Raw genomic sequence first — 17,327 nt, 5'->3', positions numbered from 1 at the left:
AACCTCTGATGGATTGTCTACAGATCCAGTGTGGGAGGGGGCTTGCTCCCTCCCACATTGGGTTATTTGATCATTGGGAGATTGAGGCCCTGCTCCTTGGCGCAGTCGATGGCGATCTGGTAACCGGCGTCTGCGTGACGCATCACCCCGGTCGCCGGGTCGTTGTGCAACACGCGCGCAATCCGCTCGGCCGCTTCGTCGGTGCCGTCACACACGATGACCATGCCCGAATGTTGCGAGAAGCCCATGCCGACGCCACCACCGTGGTGCAGCGAGACCCAGGTCGCGCCGCTCGCAGTGTTGAGCAAGGCGTTAAGCAGCGGCCAGTCGGACACGGCGTCGGAGCCGTCCTGCATGGATTCGGTTTCGCGGTTGGGGCTGGCGACCGAGCCGGAGTCGAGGTGATCGCGGCCGATGACCACCGGTGCCGAGAGCTCGCCGCTGCGTACCATTTCGTTGAACGCAAGGCCCAGCTTGGCGCGCTGGCCCAAGCCGACCCAACAAATGCGCGCCGGCAAGCCCTGGAAGCTGATGCGCTCGCGGGCCATGTCCAGCCAATTGTGCAGGTGGGCGTCGTCGGGGATCAGTTCTTTGACTTTGGCGTCGGTCTTGTAGATGTCCTGCGGGTCGCCGGACAGCGCCGCCCAACGGAACGGGCCGATACCACGGCAGAACAGTGGGCGGATATACGCCGGTACGAAACCTGGGAAATCAAAGGCGTTTTCCACGCCTTCTTCCTGGGCCATCTGGCGAATGTTGTTGCCGTAGTCGAAGGTCGGGATGCCTTGTTTCTGGAATTCCAGCATGGCCTTGACGTGCACGGCCATCGACTGTTTGGCCGCCTTGATCACGGCAGCCGGCTCGGTCTTGGCGCGGGCGCGGTATTCGTCCCAGGTCCAGCCGGCCGGCAGGTAACCGTTGAGCGGGTCGTGGGCGCTGGTCTGGTCGGTGACCATGTCCGGGCGCACGCCGCGCTTGACCAGCTCCGGCAAAATTTCTGCCGCGTTACCCAACAGGGCGATCGAGATGGCCTTGCCTTCCTGGGTGTACTTGGCGATGCGGGCCAAGGCGTCGTCGAGGTCAGTGGCTTGCTCGTCGACATAGCGGCTGGCCAGGCGGAAATCGATGCTGACCTGCTGGCACTCGATGTTCAGCGAGCACGCACCGGCCAGGGTTGCAGCCAGAGGTTGCGCCCCGCCCATGCCGCCGAGGCCGGCGGTGAGTACCCAGCGACCTTTGAGGTTGCTGTCGTAATGCTGGCGACCGGCCTCGACGAAGGTTTCGTAGGTGCCTTGCACGATGCCTTGGCTGCCGATGTAGATCCAGCTGCCAGCGGTCATCTGGCCGTACATGGCCAGGCCCTTGGCATCCAGTTCGTTAAAGTGTTCCCAGCTCGCCCAGTGCGGCACCAGGTTGGAGTTGGCGATCAGCACGCGCGGCGCATTGCTGTGGGTCTTGAACACGCCGACCGGCTTGCCCGATTGCACCAGCAGGGTTTCGTCGTCGTTCAGATGGGTGAGGCTCTCGACGATCTGGTCGTAGCACTCCCAGTTACGCGCGGCACGGCCGATACCGCCATACACCACCAGTTCTTTCGGGTTTTCGGCTACCTGCGGGTCGAGGTTGTTCATCAGCATGCGCAGCGGCGCTTCGGTCAGCCAGCTTTTGGCGGTGAGCTTGTTACCGCGGGCGGCGCGGATTTCAACGTCACGGTATTTTGTAGGCTTGGTCACAACTCGGACTCCTCGGCGATCAATGCACGAACAGAAATGGTGCGAAGCAGGGTCTTACGCACACATCTTTACTTGTATGTACAAGCATATGCAATCAAGCGGCCAACTTGAGGAGCGGGTTGTGGAAATTTTTTTTGAGGGCGTCTGTAAGCCTTGGAAATTAAGGCTTCGGGGCTTGATGAAATTTCTTAGGGAAGGGTTTTGCGGCGAAGGGAATGTGTGATGACCGCATGACATTGCGTCACGCTGGGGCATTCGGTAACAAATTGGTGCGCGGGTTGGAAACAGTTTTTAGGAACGACACAAAACAAATGTGGGAGGGGGCTTGCTCCCGATAGCGGTGTATCAGTCAGTCCACTCGGCACTGACGTACCGCAATCGAGGGCAAGCCCCCTCCCACATTTTTTACCCGCGCGGGGTCAGTTCGATAATGCAGCAGCGGCCAGTGACGCAGACGTCCAGCAGCTCGTTGTCACCGTCAACCTGCAGGCAATCGTGATGGCCCAGCTTCTCGCCCAGCACCTTCACCTCATCCGCCACGCTGAACACCAACACCGTCTGCGCCGTACTGAAAAACCGCTGCACGCCGTCAACCCACTGCAAGCGCGCGTGGTAACGCTGGGGCGAATAGATCAGGTTGAAATCGCGGATCGGCCCGGTGATCAGGCGGCACGACACTTGGCTGTCGCCCTTGAATGCGAACGGCTGCAGCGGTAACAGGCCGCGCTGCTCTTCTGCGTCCACGGTCAACACCATGCCGGCACCCTGGATAACGGTAATCACGCGCTGATAACCGGCAAACGTGGAAAAACCGCCCGACTCGCTAATATCGGCAATCGACAGGCGCCAGCCAAAGCCATCCAGGCCGGTGCCGGCGTCACGGGCGATTTCTTCGGTGCTGCCGCCGCCGTTTTTCCACGGCATGCTTACGTATTCGGCAGCGCGCCAGACCTTTACCGCACTCATTTGCTGAAACGTCCTTCGAGGCTGTGACGAGAGCCGGGATGGATCAGCCGTGCGGCGGTCACCGGCTGGCGACCCGACCACGTGCGGCGGCGAATCAACAGGCAGGGTTCGGTGGGTTCGATTTGCAGCAGCTTGCACTCGTCAGCGTCGGCAAGAATCGCTTCGACGACGTGCTCACCTTCCGTCAGCGGTGCAACCTGGTTCAGGTAGGCATAGGGCGTTTGCTGGGTGAAGTCTTGCTGCAAATATTCCGGAGCGACCAGGGCGTTGACGAAACGGTCTTCGATTTGCACGGGAATGTCATTTTCGAAATGCACGATCAGCGAATGAAACACCCGCCCGCCTTCGCGCATTTCCAGGGCAACAGCGCGCTCGGAACCGGCCGCTTCTTCGCCCAGATGAATGACTTGGCAGGTATGCCGATGACCACGGGAGGCGATTTCATCGGCAATGTTGTGCACCTCGAACAGCGCCGACTGGCTCTTGGGCTCGGCGACAAACGTGCCGACGCCTTGCATGCGCACCAGCAAACCTTCGGCGGTGAGCTCGCGCAGGGCGCGGTTGATGGTCATGCGGCTGAAGCCCAGTTGGCTGACCAGTTCACTCTCCGACGGCACGCGATAATGCGGCGGCCAGTTGCCGTTGAGGATCTGCTGGCTGATCATTTGTTTGACGCGGGCATACAAGGGCGCCGGACTTTCGTCCATGTGGGCAGCCAGCGAAGAGTTGGCGGGCGGAGTCGGCACAGGGAATCCTTGCAGAGGGAAAAGATGCATAGATTGCCGGAGTTTACCGAGCAGGCAAACGTCTGTATATGTATATACAAATAAACACACGACCGGAGTGTTCTGATCATGTCCGCTTTTTTTGCCGAACGCGCGCTGCTGCCTAGTGGATGGGCCAACGATGTACGCCTTGAAGTCAGCGCCGACGGGCGACTGACACAGGTCACGGCCAATGCCAGTTCCGCTGCCGCCGAACGGTTGAGAGGCCCGGTTTTGGCGGGCATGCCTAACCTGCATTCCCATGCTTTCCAGCGCGCCATGGCAGGCTTGGCCGAAGTGGCCGGCAACCCGAATGACAGCTTCTGGACCTGGCGCGAGCTGATGTACCGCATGGTTGGCAAGATCAGCCCGGAGCAATTGCAGATCATCGCGCGCCAGCTGTATATCGAGATGCTCAAGGCTGGCTACACCTCGGTGGCCGAGTTTCACTATGTGCATCACGATGTCAGCGGCCAGCCGTATGCCGACCGCACGGAGCTGTCGCGCCAGATCAGCCAGGCGGCGGCCAGCAGTGGGATGGGGCTGACGTTGCTGCCGGTGCTCTATACCCACTCCGGATTTGGTGGCCAGGCACCGAATGAAGGCCAGCGGCGGTTTATCAACAGCACCGAACATTATCTGGACTTGCAGGCGCGCTTGCAGCCGATCCTCGCGGCGCAACCGGCGCAGCAACTGGGCCTGTGTTTCCACTCCCTGCGCGCAGTCACGCCACAACAGATCGAGGAAGTGCTGGCTGCCAGTGACAAAGCGTGCCCGGTGCACATCCACATCGCCGAACAGCAAAAAGAAGTCGACGACTGCCTGGCCTGGAGCGGCAAGCGCCCCCTGCAATGGCTGTATGACAACGTCGAGGTGGATGAGCGTTGGTGCCTGGTGCACGCCACCCATGCCGATGCCGACGAGGTCACACGCATGGCCAGGAGCCGCGCGATTGCCGGCCTGTGCCTGACCACCGAAGCCAACCTGGGCGATGGGATTTTCCCGGCGGTGGATTTTCTCGCCCAGGGCGGGCGCCTGGGCATTGGCTCCGACAGCCATGTATCGCTGAGTGTGGTAGAGGAATTGCGCTGGCTCGAATACGGCCAGCGCCTGCGCGATCAACGGCGCAACCGTTTGTATCGTAACGATCAACCGATGGTCGGGCGGACGCTGTTCGATGCGGCGCTGGATGGCGGCGCGCGGGCACTAGGGCAGCCGATTGGTCGGTTGGAAGTGGGTAAACGCGCGGATTGGATTGTGCTGGACGGTAACGATCCATACCTGGCAACGGCCAGCGAGGATGGGATTCTCAATCGCTGGCTGTTCGCCGGTGGCGATCGGCAAGTGCGCGATGTCCTGGTGAACGGCAAGTGGGTGGTGCGCGATGGGCGCCATGCCGGCGAGGAAGAAAGCAACCGCGCATTTACGCAGGTACTGAAGGATTTACTCGGTTAAACAGGTGGGAGGGGGCAAGCCCCCTCCCACCGTTTGATTTGCGTGATGCTGGGTTACTGCGACGTCTTGGCCATCTGCTTATCCGACGTACGCCAGATCAACCGCGTGGTGTCGTACCCCTGCTGCCGCGCCCTGCTCAGCAGGTCTTCGCGGGTATCGGCGCTCACCGTTGGCGTGCGCGATAGAATCCACATGTAGCGCCGGCTCGGGCTGCCGACGATGGCGGTCTTGTAGTCATCGCTGACGTACAGCACCCAGTAATCGCCCTTGGCGACGCCCGGCAACAGCGCGGTAAACCAGTTATTGAATTCCACCCAGAGCTTGTCCGTTTTACCAGGCACTTGCGGCGTCGCGGTGCCCTTGGCTTCTTCCCACTTCCATTCGGTCGTCAAGCAGCGGTTGAATACCGACATGTCGCCATCGGGCAGCAAGGTGTAACGGGCTTCGGACTGCGCACAATTGCGCTGGAAGTACATCGGCAGTCGGGCCAACTCATACCAGGTGCCCTGGTAACGCTTGAGGTTGACGCTACCGGCGGTCTTGGGTTGCAAATCATCGCCAGAATGGCTGGCGCAGCCCGCCAAAAACAGGCTGGCGCAAAGGAACACAACAAAACGCATCATTCTTCTTCTCCCGCAGGCTCTCGCCCCGGTTTACTTCAGGCCTTGCCCGGAAAACATCAGAACTTTGTCACCGGCATATTGAACGCTGATAAAGCTGGTTTTATCGCCCCACGTGCAACTGGACATACCCAGTGCGCCGGAGCAGTCGGTTGGCTTACCCAGCAACGACTCGACCTCAGCCTTGGGCATTCCGGCCGACAACTTCGCATAATTCTCTTGATTGACCTTGCTGCAGGCGGCCAACAGCACGCAGAAAGTCAGCAGGGCAAGACGGCGTAACGACATGGAATAACTCCTGGAGGGACAAAGCAGCGTGGGTATCTGCCAGAAGCTTAGAAGGGAAAACAGGTGTCTGGTTCCCGAGGCGCAAAAACAAAAAAGCCCCGAAAACGCTGAAACGTTTCGGGGCTTCTTTAAGGGTGAACCGGCTCACATTTACGCCGATCACTTGTCACAACGGCTTACTTCTTGTGATAAGCCGTCACACGCTCAACTTCTTCCTTGGAACCCAGGAACACCGCCACCCGCTGGTGCAGGCCTTCAGGCTGGATGTCGAGGATGCGCTGGTGGCCGTCGGTGGACGCGCCGCCCGCCTGCTCAACCAGGAATGACATCGGGTTGGCTTCGTACATCAGGCGCAGCTTGCCCGGTTTGGACGGCTCGCGGCTGTCGCGCGGGTACATGAACAGGCCACCACGGGTGAGGATACGGTGCACGTCAGCCACCATCGCAGCTACCCAGCGCATGTTGAAGTTCTTCTTCAACGGGCCTTCTTCGCCTTCCATCAACTCGTTGACATAGCGCTTGACCGGTTCTTCCCAGTGGCGCTGGTTGGACATGTTGATCGCGAATTCCTGCGTAGAGGCAGGAATGGTGATGTCTTCGTGGGTCAGTACGAAGCTGCCCATTTCACGGTCCAGGGTGAAGCCTTTGACGCCGTCACCCAGGGTCAGCACCAGCATGGTCTGCGGGCCGTAGATCGCGTAGCCGGCAGCCACCTGCTCGGTACCCGGCTGCAGGAACGCCTTTTCGTTCAGGGCTTCATTCTGGCTCAGGTATTCGTTCGGGCAACGCAGCACGGAGAAGATGGTGCCGACCGGTGCGTTGATGTCGATGTTGGACGAGCCGTCCAGCGGGTCGAATACCAGCAGGTAGGCGCCTTTGGGGTACTTGCCGGGGATCTGGTAGGCATTGTCCATTTCTTCGGACGCCATGCCGGCCAGGTGGCCACCCCATTCGTTGGCTTCGAGCAGGATCTCGTTGGAGAGTACGTCGAGCTTCTTCTGCACTTCGCCCTGCACGTTTTCGGTGCCCATGCTGCCCAGGACACCACCCAGTGCGCCTTTGGACACGGCGTGGCTGATTTCCTTGCAAGCACGCGCCACCACTTCGATAAGGAAGCGCAGATCGGCAGGCGTGTTGTTGCTGCGGGTCTGCTCAATCAAATAGCGACTCAAGGTAACGCGGGACATGTAAGGCTCCGAAGAATGGGGGGCTTGAAAACCCGCGCAGTTTAACGCGAGTCGGGGCGTATTTCCTCCTATCAGAGGATTAAAACCCAATAGAGTTCATGGACTTTATTTAACGTGCCACCGGCGGCTTGCGCAGCAAACTGTAGGCCATGGCGCCCAGCGCGGCCACGCCGAGCAATAATACGGCCCAGAGCCCGAGCTTTTTCCAGTTCGGCCCACTCTCCACAGCCGCCGTAACCGCAGGCGGCGCAACCGCAACCTCCCCGGCTATTTTGGCTTGCCCCAGCGCCTTGAGACGCTCGAAGCTGTAGTCCGGGATAAGGGTCGACAGCGGCAGGTTCGCGGCCTTCACCGAAGCATTGCCCAGCGCCAGGCTGAACGGTGGCTCCCCTCGCGCCAGGAACACCAGTTGGGTGGTGCGCACGGCAAAACGCAGCGCCGGTGCTTCAGTGCCCAGGCCACCGCCGCGCTCGTCCACCTGCAGCTTGAGCTGGTTGACCACCTGGCCCGGTAACTGCAATTCATCCTGCACCACGTCCTGGCCGTTCTGGGCCAGGCGGTACAGCAAACCATTGCTCAAGGGCTGCCACGCTTGCCTGGCATCACTTCGCCCCGCCAACATCACCGGCGCGAGCGTGTTGGGCTGCTTCAGCTCAATACGCAAGCGTTCCACACTCAGCCCCGTGGGCAGTTGCCAACTGTATTCGCCGGCCTTGAGTCGCGTACCGGCCAAAGGCTGCGACCACACCAGCGGCAGCGGCAAGTTGCTGCTGGTAGCACTTGCCAGTTTGGCCGAGGTCAGCAGCGGCGCCGCCTGACCTTGCCACACCAGGCGCAGGTAACGCGCCGATTGCCCCGGCAGGCTGACGTCATGTTGCTCGACCCGCTCGTCGGCGAACGACAAGCGCGCCACTTGCCCATCGCCCCAGGATTCCCAGTGCTGCAGGTCATCACTGGCTTCAATGCTGAAACGCTGGAAACCGTCTTGCTCGCGGCTCCAGTCCAGGCTCAGTTGCTGCAACGGCGCCTTGATCGCGCTGGCGTCAAGCACCCAGCCGCGCAGCACCTGTTTGCCGGGTTTAGTGGCGGCGGATGGTTTGATTTCCACCAGCGTGCCCTCAGGGGTGGTTTTCATCACCACGCCGGGCAGGGTTTGGCGGGTGTCGGCAGCGTAAAGCGGGAACCACTTCACGTCGACGACGTGGCGGCTTTCCGTGCGCTGGGAGGCCTGTCGCGACAGCGCATACGCCTGGGGCTCACCGGCGGCGTTGAATACGCGCACATCACTGAGGTCCGCCTGACGCGCATTCAATTGCACGGCCAACGGCAACTCAAGGCGATACCATGGGCCGTTACCGCTGACGCTCAACGGCACCTGGCTGGCGAAATCCGTCGGGGCTTCCTGGGCCCAGGCCGACAACACCGCACTCATGCCGACCACGGCGACGCTCAACTTACCGATCAAGAGGATGCTCCTTGAGTTTGCAGCACAGGTTCGACACGCTTGGGCGGCAGCGGCGCGAAGTAGCCCACCACCAGCAACAGCCCGCCCACGCCGATAAACGACACGATTCGCGCCAAGCCGCCACGGTTGCTCAGCTCGACAAAAAACAACTTAGCCACCACCACGGCAATCAACGCCGCGCCGATCAGCCACACCTCGCGCCGATGACGCAGGTGGCCACCGATCATCAGGCCGAGGGCGATCAGGGTCCAGACAATCGACAGGCCGGCCTGCACCAACATCGATTCGAGCAACGCGTCCAACTGGAAGGGGACGGCGCCCCAATGGTGGGAGGTGCGCATCACCAGCGCGGTGAAGAACGCAAACAGTGAAAGCCCCGCAACGCCCTGGGCGAGCAACTCGGCCCGTGGTCCGCGTTGCGGCGCCACACTGCGCGACCACACGTACACCCCCAGCAAGGCGAACAACAGGCCCAGGTCCAGCGGGTTAAGCAATGGCACATAGGGCAACGGGTTGGCCGTGCCGTCGCTGAAGCTGTTCGCCAGCCAGAACCAACCGAGCATCAACACGGCCAACGGCAGTGCCGCAAGCACGCGATATTCCCGTGGATACGCCGACACCGGCCACGGCCAGTTGCGCGGCGCGGCGGCCAGCACCAGGTAGAGGCTTGGCAGGATCGCCCAGCCCAACCAGCGCCAGGCGTTGTATTCGGCGGAAAAGCGCAGCAAGCCGTAGCGCAATTCCAGCGCCAGCATGCCGATCAGCATCCAGCAGCCCAATACATGGGCGATGCTCAGCGCCCTGCCCGGCGCCACCGCCGCCAAGCGCCGCAGCGAGACAAAATGCACCACAAACACCGCCAGCCACGCCAACCAACCGTACTGCGCCGCCGGGTGGTAATAGGTGTGCGCCGAGGCCAGCAGCACAATGCCCGCCGCCGGCATCAACAGGGTGCAGAGCCTACCCAGCGACACCCAGCGCAGGCGTGTCGCCAGCAGCGTCCAGATCGCCACGCTGACGGCCGCGATCCCGAGCAGGAAGGCGCCCTGCAACTCGTCGGGAACAAAACGCAGCACTTCGCCGGTCAGCGCCATCGTCCACCAGGCCGCGCCCCACACCAGCAACACATCGGATAGGCGTTGCAGTTGCAACTGAGCAAACACCGGCGCATGTGGTTCGCGCTGCAAGCGCCAGGCACCGACCAGAGCGGCCAGGCCGAGTACCATCGGCGTCCAGAAGCCGCTGTGAGCCAAGGGGCGCAGACCTTCGCTCGTCAACGGCCCCAGCAAGTCCGGCACCGCCAGCAGGAAGGAGCCACCACCGATCAGTTGCAGCAGCAAACCAAATACAAAACTCACGCGCTGTTGCAGGTACAGGCTCAGCCAGATGATCAACAAACCACTGGCCGCCCAGACGCCACTGGCGCTTTCCCACGGCAGCACGAACAGCACGGCGAGGTTGATCAACACCAGGCCGGCCAGCAACACCACCGAAAGGCCACGCAACAGACGCACATCACTGCGCACCATGTCGTCGCGCGCCGCCAGCAGCATGCCGCCGATCAAAGCCAGGCCGATCAGCGAGGCGGTGAGCAAACCACTCCAACCGGCATTGAACACCGCCTCGCCCTCACCGCCCTGCAATCGCAGCAGAAACAACGCGCCACCCAGCAACTGCACGGCGAACGCGGTAAACAGGAAGGTGCGCGAGCCAATGCGCAGGCCAACAAGCAGCGTCACCAAGCCGGCGATGGCCCAGCTGACAGCGGTGCCTTGGGTCAGCAGCAGCAACGGCGCCAGCAGGTACAAAAAGCCCAGGCCCAGGCTCGCCAGTACCGGCAGGCCACGGCGCTCCCAGGCCGCCGCCTGCTCGCTCGGCGCCTGGCGCAACTGAAGGAAGCTGAACAACAACGCCGCGCCCAGCAGCAACGCACCCAGCGGCGCGCCGTCGAGCAAGGTGTGCTCGCCGATACGCAGTTCGCTGAGGAACGCCAGCGCCGAGCCCAGTTGCAGCAGTAACCCAAAGGCCCGCGCCAACGGTCGTTGCTGACGCAGCCCCAGCCAGAAGATCCCCGCGCCTTCCACCGCCCAGGCCGCAGCGGTCCAGCGCGCATCGAGACCCAGCGCAATCGCCAGGCTGGCAAAGATCACACCCAACGCCAGGCAGGTTTCCGCCAGTAGCAAGGCCCGCCCACCGCTCAACACACGCGCCAGGCCCATATAGATAATGCCCAGGCCGAGTGCGCTGAACGCTGCGGCGAACTCCAGGTGTTGTACCAACGCGAACTGCAAACCAAAGCCCACCAGTGGCGGGCCGAACAGCATGCTGCCGTCGACATAATCGCCTTTGGCCGCCGACCAGCGCAGCAACGCCTCACGCTCCTCTGGCGCCTCGCCCATTTCCTGCAACTTGCGCCGGGCGAACAACAGGCCGATGGCCAGGTACATCAGGAAAAACAGCATCAGGAACGGCTCGGTGCTCCACAGCAGTTCCGGCGTGTAGGAACGCATGCCCCAGGCGAAGCCGATGCCGAAGGTGCCGACAAAGCCGATCAGGTTGAGCAAGCGCCAGGCCTTGAACCAGGCAATAGCGAGGATGCCGGTATTGAGCAGGGCGAAATAGCTGAACAGCGCCACATGGTTACCGGCGCCGGTGGATGTGAGAATCGGTGCCGCAAAACCCCCGAGCGCCGCCGCGCAGGCCAACCCCAGCGCGTCCTGGGTGATCGCCAGGATCGCCGAGAACACCGTGACCGCCACCAGCATGCCCAGGGCCGCACCAGGATCAATCAGCGGGTGCAGGCGCATCGCCGCAAATACTGTGAGGTACAACACCGCGATACCGGTGCCTTGCAGCATCAAGCCGTAGTTGCTGTTACGCAGCCGCAACCACCAGCCCAGGCCCAACAGGGCGAGTGCGGCAGCGGCCACGCCGGCGTAACGCAGTTCGATCGGCACCACCATGCCTTCAGTGGCATAGCGCAACAGGAACGCCAGGCCGAGGAACAACAGCACCACCCCGACCCGCAGCACGGTGTTGCCCCCAAACAGCCAATTGCGCGCGCCGCCAATGGCGCGCTCGATCAGGTTGGGGCCGCGCGGCGCGACCGGTTCTTGAGGTGGACGTGGCGTCGGCGCAGGCGCCCAGACATCATCCGGCAACGGTTGGCTCGGTTCGGCGACCCTGGCGGCAGGCGCCAATTCGGCAGGCAGTTCCCACACCAGCTCGGGTGCCTTGGCGACAGGTGTCGGTTCAGGAGCAGGCGCTTCAAAAATGACGGTGCTCGACGGCGTGGGCACTTCGAGTTGCCGCAGGCGTTCACCCAGGGCGATCAGCGCCTTTTGCGTGGTTTCCAACTGACGTGCCTGCTGCTGCGCCTGGGTCGCCAGCTTCGACAGGCGAATCGCCTGGCCGATGCCCAACCCCAGCAGCGCACCGATGCCCGCATCATAGAACGACTCATCGAGCGTCCAGCCGAGCACCAGGCCAATCAGCATGAAAATCCATTGCATGGTCGATATTCCCTAAGCAAACCGGCGCTCAGTATATCGACGTGAACCCAATGTGGGAGGGGGCTTGCTCCCGATAGCAGGGTACCAGTCCACATATCTGCAAACTGACACTCCGCTATCGGGAGCAAGCCCCCTCCCACATTTGGATCTGCGCGGTTTAGTCGAGCGCTTTCCAGATCTCGGTAGCGTATTCGCGGATCGTGCGGTCCGAAGAGAACCAGCCCATCCGCGCCGTATTGAGCACCGCCGAACGCCACCATGCCTTGGAATCGTGCCAATGCGCTTCGACCTTGGCCTGGGCGTCCCAGTAGGAGTCGAAGTCGGCGCAGACCAGGAAGCGGTCATAGTCGATCAGCCCGTCGATCAAGCCCACGTAGCGGCCCGGATCATCCGGCGAAAACACCCCGCCACGGATCGCTTGCAGCACATCGTTGAGGCGATGCGAGGCGGCGATGTCCGGCCCGGCATTGAATTCGCCGGCATGCTTGCGCGCCTCGACCTGCTGGGCACTGAGGCCGAAGATAAACATGTGCTCGGCGCCCACGCGCTCGTGCATCTCCACGTTGGCACCGTCCATGGTGCCGATGGTCAGCGCGCCGTTGAGGCCGAATTTCATGTTGCTGGTGCCCGACGCCTCGAAACCGGCCGTGGATATCTGCTCCGACAAGTCCGCCGCCGGAATGATGCTTTCCGCGAGGCTCACGTTGTAGTTGGGCAGGAACACCACTTTGAGCAAGCCGCGCACGGTCGGGTCGTTGTTGACGGTGCGGGCGATGTCGTTGGTCAGCTTGATGATCAGCTTGGCCTGGTGATAACTGGCCGCCGCCTTGCCCGCGAAGATCTTCACCCGTGGCACCCAGTCGGTGCCCGGCTCGGCACGGATCGCCTGGTACAGCGCCACGGTGTGCAGCAGGTTGAGCAGTTGACGCTTGTATTCGTGGATCCGTTTGACCTGCACATCGAACATCGCTGCCGGGTTCACCGAAATGCCCAGGCGCTCATGGATGATATCGGCCAATGCTCGCTTACTGTGCAGGCGCTGGTCAGCGAAGGCCTTGCGGAACGCCTGCTTCTCGGCAAAGGTTTCCAGCTCGCCCAGCCGGGTTTCGATGTTGTCGAGGATATCCGGCCCCAGGGCATCCACCAGCATGGCGGTGAGTTTGGGGTTGGCCTGGTACAGCCAGCGGCGGAAGGTGATGCCGTTGGTTTTGTTGTTGATGCGCTCCGGGTAGAGTTTGTGCAGTTCTGAAAACACCGTGCTGCGCATCAATTGGGTGTGCAGGCCGGATACACCGTTAACGCTGTGGGAGCCGAGGAACGCCAGGTTACCCATGCGCACGCGGCGGCCGTTGTCCTCTTCGATCAGCGATACGGCGCGCAGGACGTCGAAGTCGTGAATGCCCTTGGCCCGCAGCGAGTCAATGTGCTGGGCGTTGATCAGGTAAATGATCTGCATATGCCGGGGCAGCATGCGCTCCATCAAGCCTACCGGCCAGGTTTCCAATGCCTCGGGTAGCAGCGTGTGGTTGGTGTAGGAAAGCGTTTCGACGGTGACGTCCCACGCGGCTTCCCAGGGAATGTCATGCAGGTCGACCAGTTGCCGCATCAACTCGGCCACGGCGATGGACGGGTGGGTGTCGTTGAGTTGGATTGCTGCGTGTTCGCCCAGGCTGAGCACCGAGCCATGCATGTTCTTGTGACGGCGCAGCAGGTCTTGCAGGGAGGCGGAAACGAAGAAATATTCCTGGCGCAGGCGCAGTTCCTGCCCCGCTTCGGTGCTGTCGGCCGGGTAAAGCACGCGGGAGATGCTTTCGGCGCGGGCCACTTCCGCCACGGCGCCCAGGTGGTCACCGGCGTTGAAGCGCTCCAGGTGCAAGTCTTCCACCGCCCGTGCCCGCCACAGGCGCAGGGTGTTGACGCTGGCGCCACGCCAGCCGACCACCGGGGTGTCGTAGGCCACGGCACGTACGGTTTCGTTGGGCGACCACACCTGGATCATCTTGCCGGAGGCGTCCGCCACGGTTTCGACGCTGCCGCCAAAGCCGATCGGGTAAATCACCTCGGCGCGCTCGAATTCCCACGGGTTGCCGAAATCCAGCCAGCGTTCGGTTTGCTCCTGTTGCCAGCCATCGACAATCGCCTGGCGGAACAAGCCATGTTCATACCGAATGCCATAGCCGTGGCCGGCAATGCCCAGGGTCGACATGCTTTCCATAAAGCACGCCGCCAGGCGGCCCAGACCACCGTTGCCCAGCGCCGCGTCGGGCTCCAGCAGGCGGATGCGTTCCAGGTCGACGCCCAGCTCCGCCAGCGCATCGCGAGCGATCTCCAACACCCCCAGATTACTCAGGCTGTCGTAGAGCAAGCGGCCGATCAGGAATTCCAGGGACAGGTAATAGACCCGCTTCTGACCTTTGCGGTAAATCCGCCGGGTATGGTCCATCCAGTGGTCGACCATCTGGTCGCGGGCGGCCAGGGCAATGGCTTCGAACCAGTCATGGTCGAAGGCGTGATCCGGGTCCTTGCCCACCGCGTAGGTGAGTTTGGTCAAGACGGCATCGCGAAATGCGGCTACCTCTGCTTCTCGTGCAAGTGGTTCCTGAGACATCAAATGCGACCTCGGGCGAGATAGAAGGAGTTGCTAGAGCCTAGACGGTCTGACAGATGGCAGACGCTCTGGTTCGTCAGTTTTTTAACTCATTCATCGTTGCGTGAATTAGATGCAGGGGCCGTGCCCAATCATGGCCACAGATGAAATCTTGAAAAGATTGTTCAAAAAACCACCAATCCCGGTATGATCGCGCGCCCTGATATCGCCTCACCCTGGAACCCTGATGAAGCCCCAACTGATCGCAGCCGCGGAACTCGACCGTCTTGAGACCTGGCAAAAATATTCCGCGCACATGTGTGGCGGTTGTGTGTCCAGCTGCTGCACGCTGCCGGTCGAAGTGAAGATCAAGGACCTGATCCGCATTGGCATCGTCGATGAATTCGAGCGCGGCGATCCGCCGAAGAACATCGCCAAGCGCTTGCAGAAGGAAGGCATTGTCGAGCGCTTCAATTCCAAGTCGGAAATTTTTACCCTGCAGCGCATGAGCAACAACGATTGCCTGTACCTGGATCGTAAGACGCGCTTTTGCACCATTTATGACAAGCGCCCGGACACTTGCCGCAACCACCCGAAGATCGGGCCGCGGCCGGGGTACTGTGCGTACAAGCCCAAGGAAGTGGTGCGCGAGACCAAGCTCAAGACCCTCGACAAGTTCTGATCCAGGTTTTTTGGGGCTTTCAAGGGCCTCATCGTGGGCAAGCCCCCTCCCACCTTTGACTATGTTCACAAACCAAAAAGTGGGAGGGGGCTTGCTCCCGATAACGCCAGTACAGGCACCCCAAATTCTGCAGGCACAAAAAAACGCCCCCGGCCTTTCGACCGGGGGCGTTTTTCATTCAGCCTGAGTTAACTCAGTTCTTGGCTTTCTTGGCAGCGCGGGTACGCTCGCCTTCGTCCAGGATCTTCTTACGCAGACGGATCGACTTAGGCGTAACTTCGCACAGCTCGTCGTCCTGGATGAATTCCAGGGCCTGTTCCAGGGTGAAGCGAACAGGTGGGACCAGGGCGATGGTTTCGTCTTTACCCGAAGCACGCATGTTGTCGAGCTTCTTGCCTTTGGTTGGGTTGACGCCCATGTCGTTGTCACGGCTGTTCAGACCAACGATCTGACCGTTGTAGATCTCTTGACCGTGTTCAACGAACAGCTTGCCACGCGCCTGGAGGGTTTCCAGGGAGTAGGTCAGTGCCTTGCCGGTTTCTACCGATACCAGAACACCGTTCTGACGGCCGGACATGTCGCCGGACTTCATGGTGTCGTAGCGATCGAAGATCGAGGTCAGGATGCCGGCGCCGTTGGTCAGGGTCAGGAACTGGTTACGGAAACCGATCAGACCGCGAGCAGGGATGTTGTATTCCAGACGTACACGGCCCTTGCCATCCGGCACCATGTTGGTCAGGTCGCCCTTACGCAGGCCCATCTCTTCCATGACCTTGCCCTGGGATTCTTCAGGGGTGTCGATGGTCACGTTTTCGAACGGTTCCTGCTTCACGCCGTCAACCTGACGGATGATCACTTCAGGACGACCAACGCCCATTTCGAAGCCTTCGCGACGCATGGTTTCGATCAGTACCGAGAGGTGCAGCTCACCACGGCCGGAAACCTTGAACTTGTCAGCCGAGTCGCCTTCTTCAACGCGCAGTGCAACGTTGTACAGCAGCTCTTTGTCCAGACGCTCCTTGATGTTACGGGAGGTCACGAACTTGCCTTCTTTACCGCAGAACGGCGAGTCGTTTACCTGGAAGGTCATGGAAACGGTTGGCTCGTCAACGGTCAGAGGCTTCATCGCCTCGACGTTGTCCGGCTGGCACAGGGTGTCGGAGATGAACAGCGAGTCCATACCGCTGACGCACACGATGTCGCCGGCGAAGGCTTCTTCGACGTCGATGCGGTGCAGGCCGTGGTGACCCATCAGCTTCAGGATACGACCGTTACGCTTCTTGCCGTCGGCGCCGATAGCCACAACCGGGGTGTTCGGCTTGACGCTGCCGCGAGCGATACGGCCAACGCCGATAACACCCAGGAAGCTGTTGTAGTCCAGTGCCGAGATCTGCATCTGGAACGGACCTTCACGGTCAACTTTCGGCGCCGGTACGTTGTCGACGATCGACTGGTACAGCGGGGTCATGTCTTCAGCCATGTCGGTGTGGTCAAGACCGGCAATGCCGTTCAGGGCCGAGGCGTAGACGACCTTGAAGTCCAGCTGCTCTTCGGTGGCGCCCAGGTTGTCGAACAGGTCGAAGATCTGGTCCAGAACCCAGTCCGGACGCGCGCCTGGACGGTCAACCTTGTTGATGCACACGATCGGACGCAGGCCGGCTTCGAAAGCCTTCTTGGTCACAAAACGGGTTTGCGGCATAGGGCCGTCTTGAGCGTCAACCAGCAGCAGAACGGAGTCGACCATCGACATTACGCGTTCTACTTCGCCGCCGAAGTCGGCGTGGCCCGGGGTATCCACGATGTTGATGTGGTAGCCGTTCCAGTTGATAGCGGTGTTTTTTGCCAGGATGGTAATACCGCGCTCTTTTTCCTGGTCGTTGGAGTCCATCACGCGCTCGTCGTTGAGCTCGTTGCGCTCCAGGGTGCCGGATTGACGCAGGAGTTTGTCTACCAGGGTGGTTTTACCATGGTCAACGTGAGCAATGATGGCGATGTTACGTAGATTTTCGATCACTTGTGTATCTCGATCAGAGGATTCGGTGTGCTGACAGGTCGTGGCAGCGATTTA

The 17,327-nt window shown here is 61.2% G+C and carries 12 protein-coding genes; 2 read left to right on the top strand and 10 right to left on the bottom strand.

Annotation, left to right across the window (positions count from 1 at the left end):
• Positions 1-62: 62 nt before the first annotated feature.
• From hutU to hutC, 3 genes are all read right to left on the bottom strand, one after another.
• Positions 63-1,733 carry a urocanate hydratase gene (gene hutU / locus KSS96_RS02725; RefSeq protein ID WP_017529534.1) on the bottom strand — a complete coding sequence of 557 codons (1,671 nt, stop codon included), beginning with the start codon at positions 1,731-1,733 and terminating at the stop codon, positions 63-65.
• Positions 1,734-2,138: 405 nt separating this feature from the next.
• Positions 2,139-2,699: a HutD/Ves family protein gene (locus KSS96_RS02720; protein WP_065879508.1), complete on the bottom strand. Its 561-nt coding sequence runs from the start codon at positions 2,697-2,699 to the stop codon at positions 2,139-2,141.
• Positions 2,696-3,406, bottom strand: coding sequence for a histidine utilization transcriptional repressor HutC (hutC, locus tag KSS96_RS02715; RefSeq protein ID WP_223271435.1), 711 nt, complete (start codon positions 3,404-3,406; stop codon positions 2,696-2,698). Before hutC ends, KSS96_RS02720 begins: the two co-directional genes overlap by 4 nt.
• A 147-nt stretch (positions 3,407-3,553) precedes the next feature.
• Between hutC and KSS96_RS02710 the strand changes: the two genes are divergently transcribed.
• Positions 3,554-4,918: a formimidoylglutamate deiminase gene (locus KSS96_RS02710; protein ID WP_017529537.1), complete on the top strand. Its 1,365-nt coding sequence runs from the start codon at positions 3,554-3,556 to the stop codon at positions 4,916-4,918.
• A gap of 53 nt (positions 4,919-4,971) precedes the next feature.
• Here KSS96_RS02710 and KSS96_RS02705 read toward each other — a convergent pair whose 3' ends face one another.
• The 6 genes from KSS96_RS02705 to KSS96_RS02680 form a co-directional block, all read right to left on the bottom strand.
• A complete protein-coding gene (locus tag KSS96_RS02705; RefSeq protein ID WP_017529538.1) occupies positions 4,972-5,541 on the bottom strand; it encodes a lipocalin family protein in 570 nt (189 codons plus the stop codon).
• A 30-nt stretch (positions 5,542-5,571) separates the two neighbouring features.
• Positions 5,572-5,826 carry a hypothetical protein gene (locus KSS96_RS02700; protein WP_003171143.1) on the bottom strand — a complete coding sequence of 85 codons (255 nt, stop codon included), beginning with the start codon at positions 5,824-5,826 and terminating at the stop codon, positions 5,572-5,574.
• Positions 5,827-6,002: 176 nt separating this feature from the next.
• Positions 6,003-7,013, bottom strand: a complete 1,011-nt coding sequence (locus KSS96_RS02695; protein ID WP_003171139.1) for a class 1 fructose-bisphosphatase — start codon at positions 7,011-7,013, stop codon at positions 6,003-6,005.
• A 109-nt stretch (positions 7,014-7,122) separates the two neighbouring features.
• On the bottom strand, positions 7,123-8,475 hold the full coding sequence (locus KSS96_RS02690) for a DUF3999 domain-containing protein (RefSeq protein WP_026067401.1): 1,353 nt from the start codon (positions 8,473-8,475) through the stop codon (positions 7,123-7,125).
• Entirely contained in the window at positions 8,475-11,990 is a 3,516-nt protein-coding gene (locus KSS96_RS02685; RefSeq protein WP_217855703.1) for a DUF2339 domain-containing protein, read from the bottom strand. Before KSS96_RS02685 ends, KSS96_RS02690 begins: the two co-directional genes overlap by 1 nt.
• Before the next feature lie 157 nt (positions 11,991-12,147).
• Positions 12,148-14,598, bottom strand: coding sequence for a glycogen/starch/alpha-glucan phosphorylase (locus KSS96_RS02680; protein ID WP_017529541.1), 2,451 nt, complete (start codon positions 14,596-14,598; stop codon positions 12,148-12,150).
• A gap of 226 nt (positions 14,599-14,824) precedes the next feature.
• Here KSS96_RS02680 and KSS96_RS02675 point away from each other — a divergent pair, with 226 nt between their 5' ends.
• Entirely contained in the window at positions 14,825-15,259 is a 435-nt protein-coding gene (locus tag KSS96_RS02675) for a YkgJ family cysteine cluster protein (RefSeq protein WP_068935359.1), read from the top strand.
• A gap of 193 nt (positions 15,260-15,452) precedes the next feature.
• On the opposite strand, the gene typA is transcribed toward KSS96_RS02675, so the two are convergent.
• On the bottom strand, positions 15,453-17,273 hold the full coding sequence (gene typA / locus KSS96_RS02670; protein ID WP_008028025.1) for a translational GTPase TypA: 1,821 nt from the start codon (positions 17,271-17,273) through the stop codon (positions 15,453-15,455).
• Between the last annotated feature and the right edge of the window lie 54 nt (positions 17,274-17,327).

Source organism: Pseudomonas asgharzadehiana, from assembly GCF_019139815.1.
In the GTDB taxonomy this organism is placed as follows: Bacteria; Pseudomonadota; Gammaproteobacteria; order Pseudomonadales; family Pseudomonadaceae; genus Aquipseudomonas; species Aquipseudomonas asgharzadehiana.
Note: the sequence above shows the minus strand (reverse complement) of the source record. Positions and strands in the feature narration are given on the sequence as shown.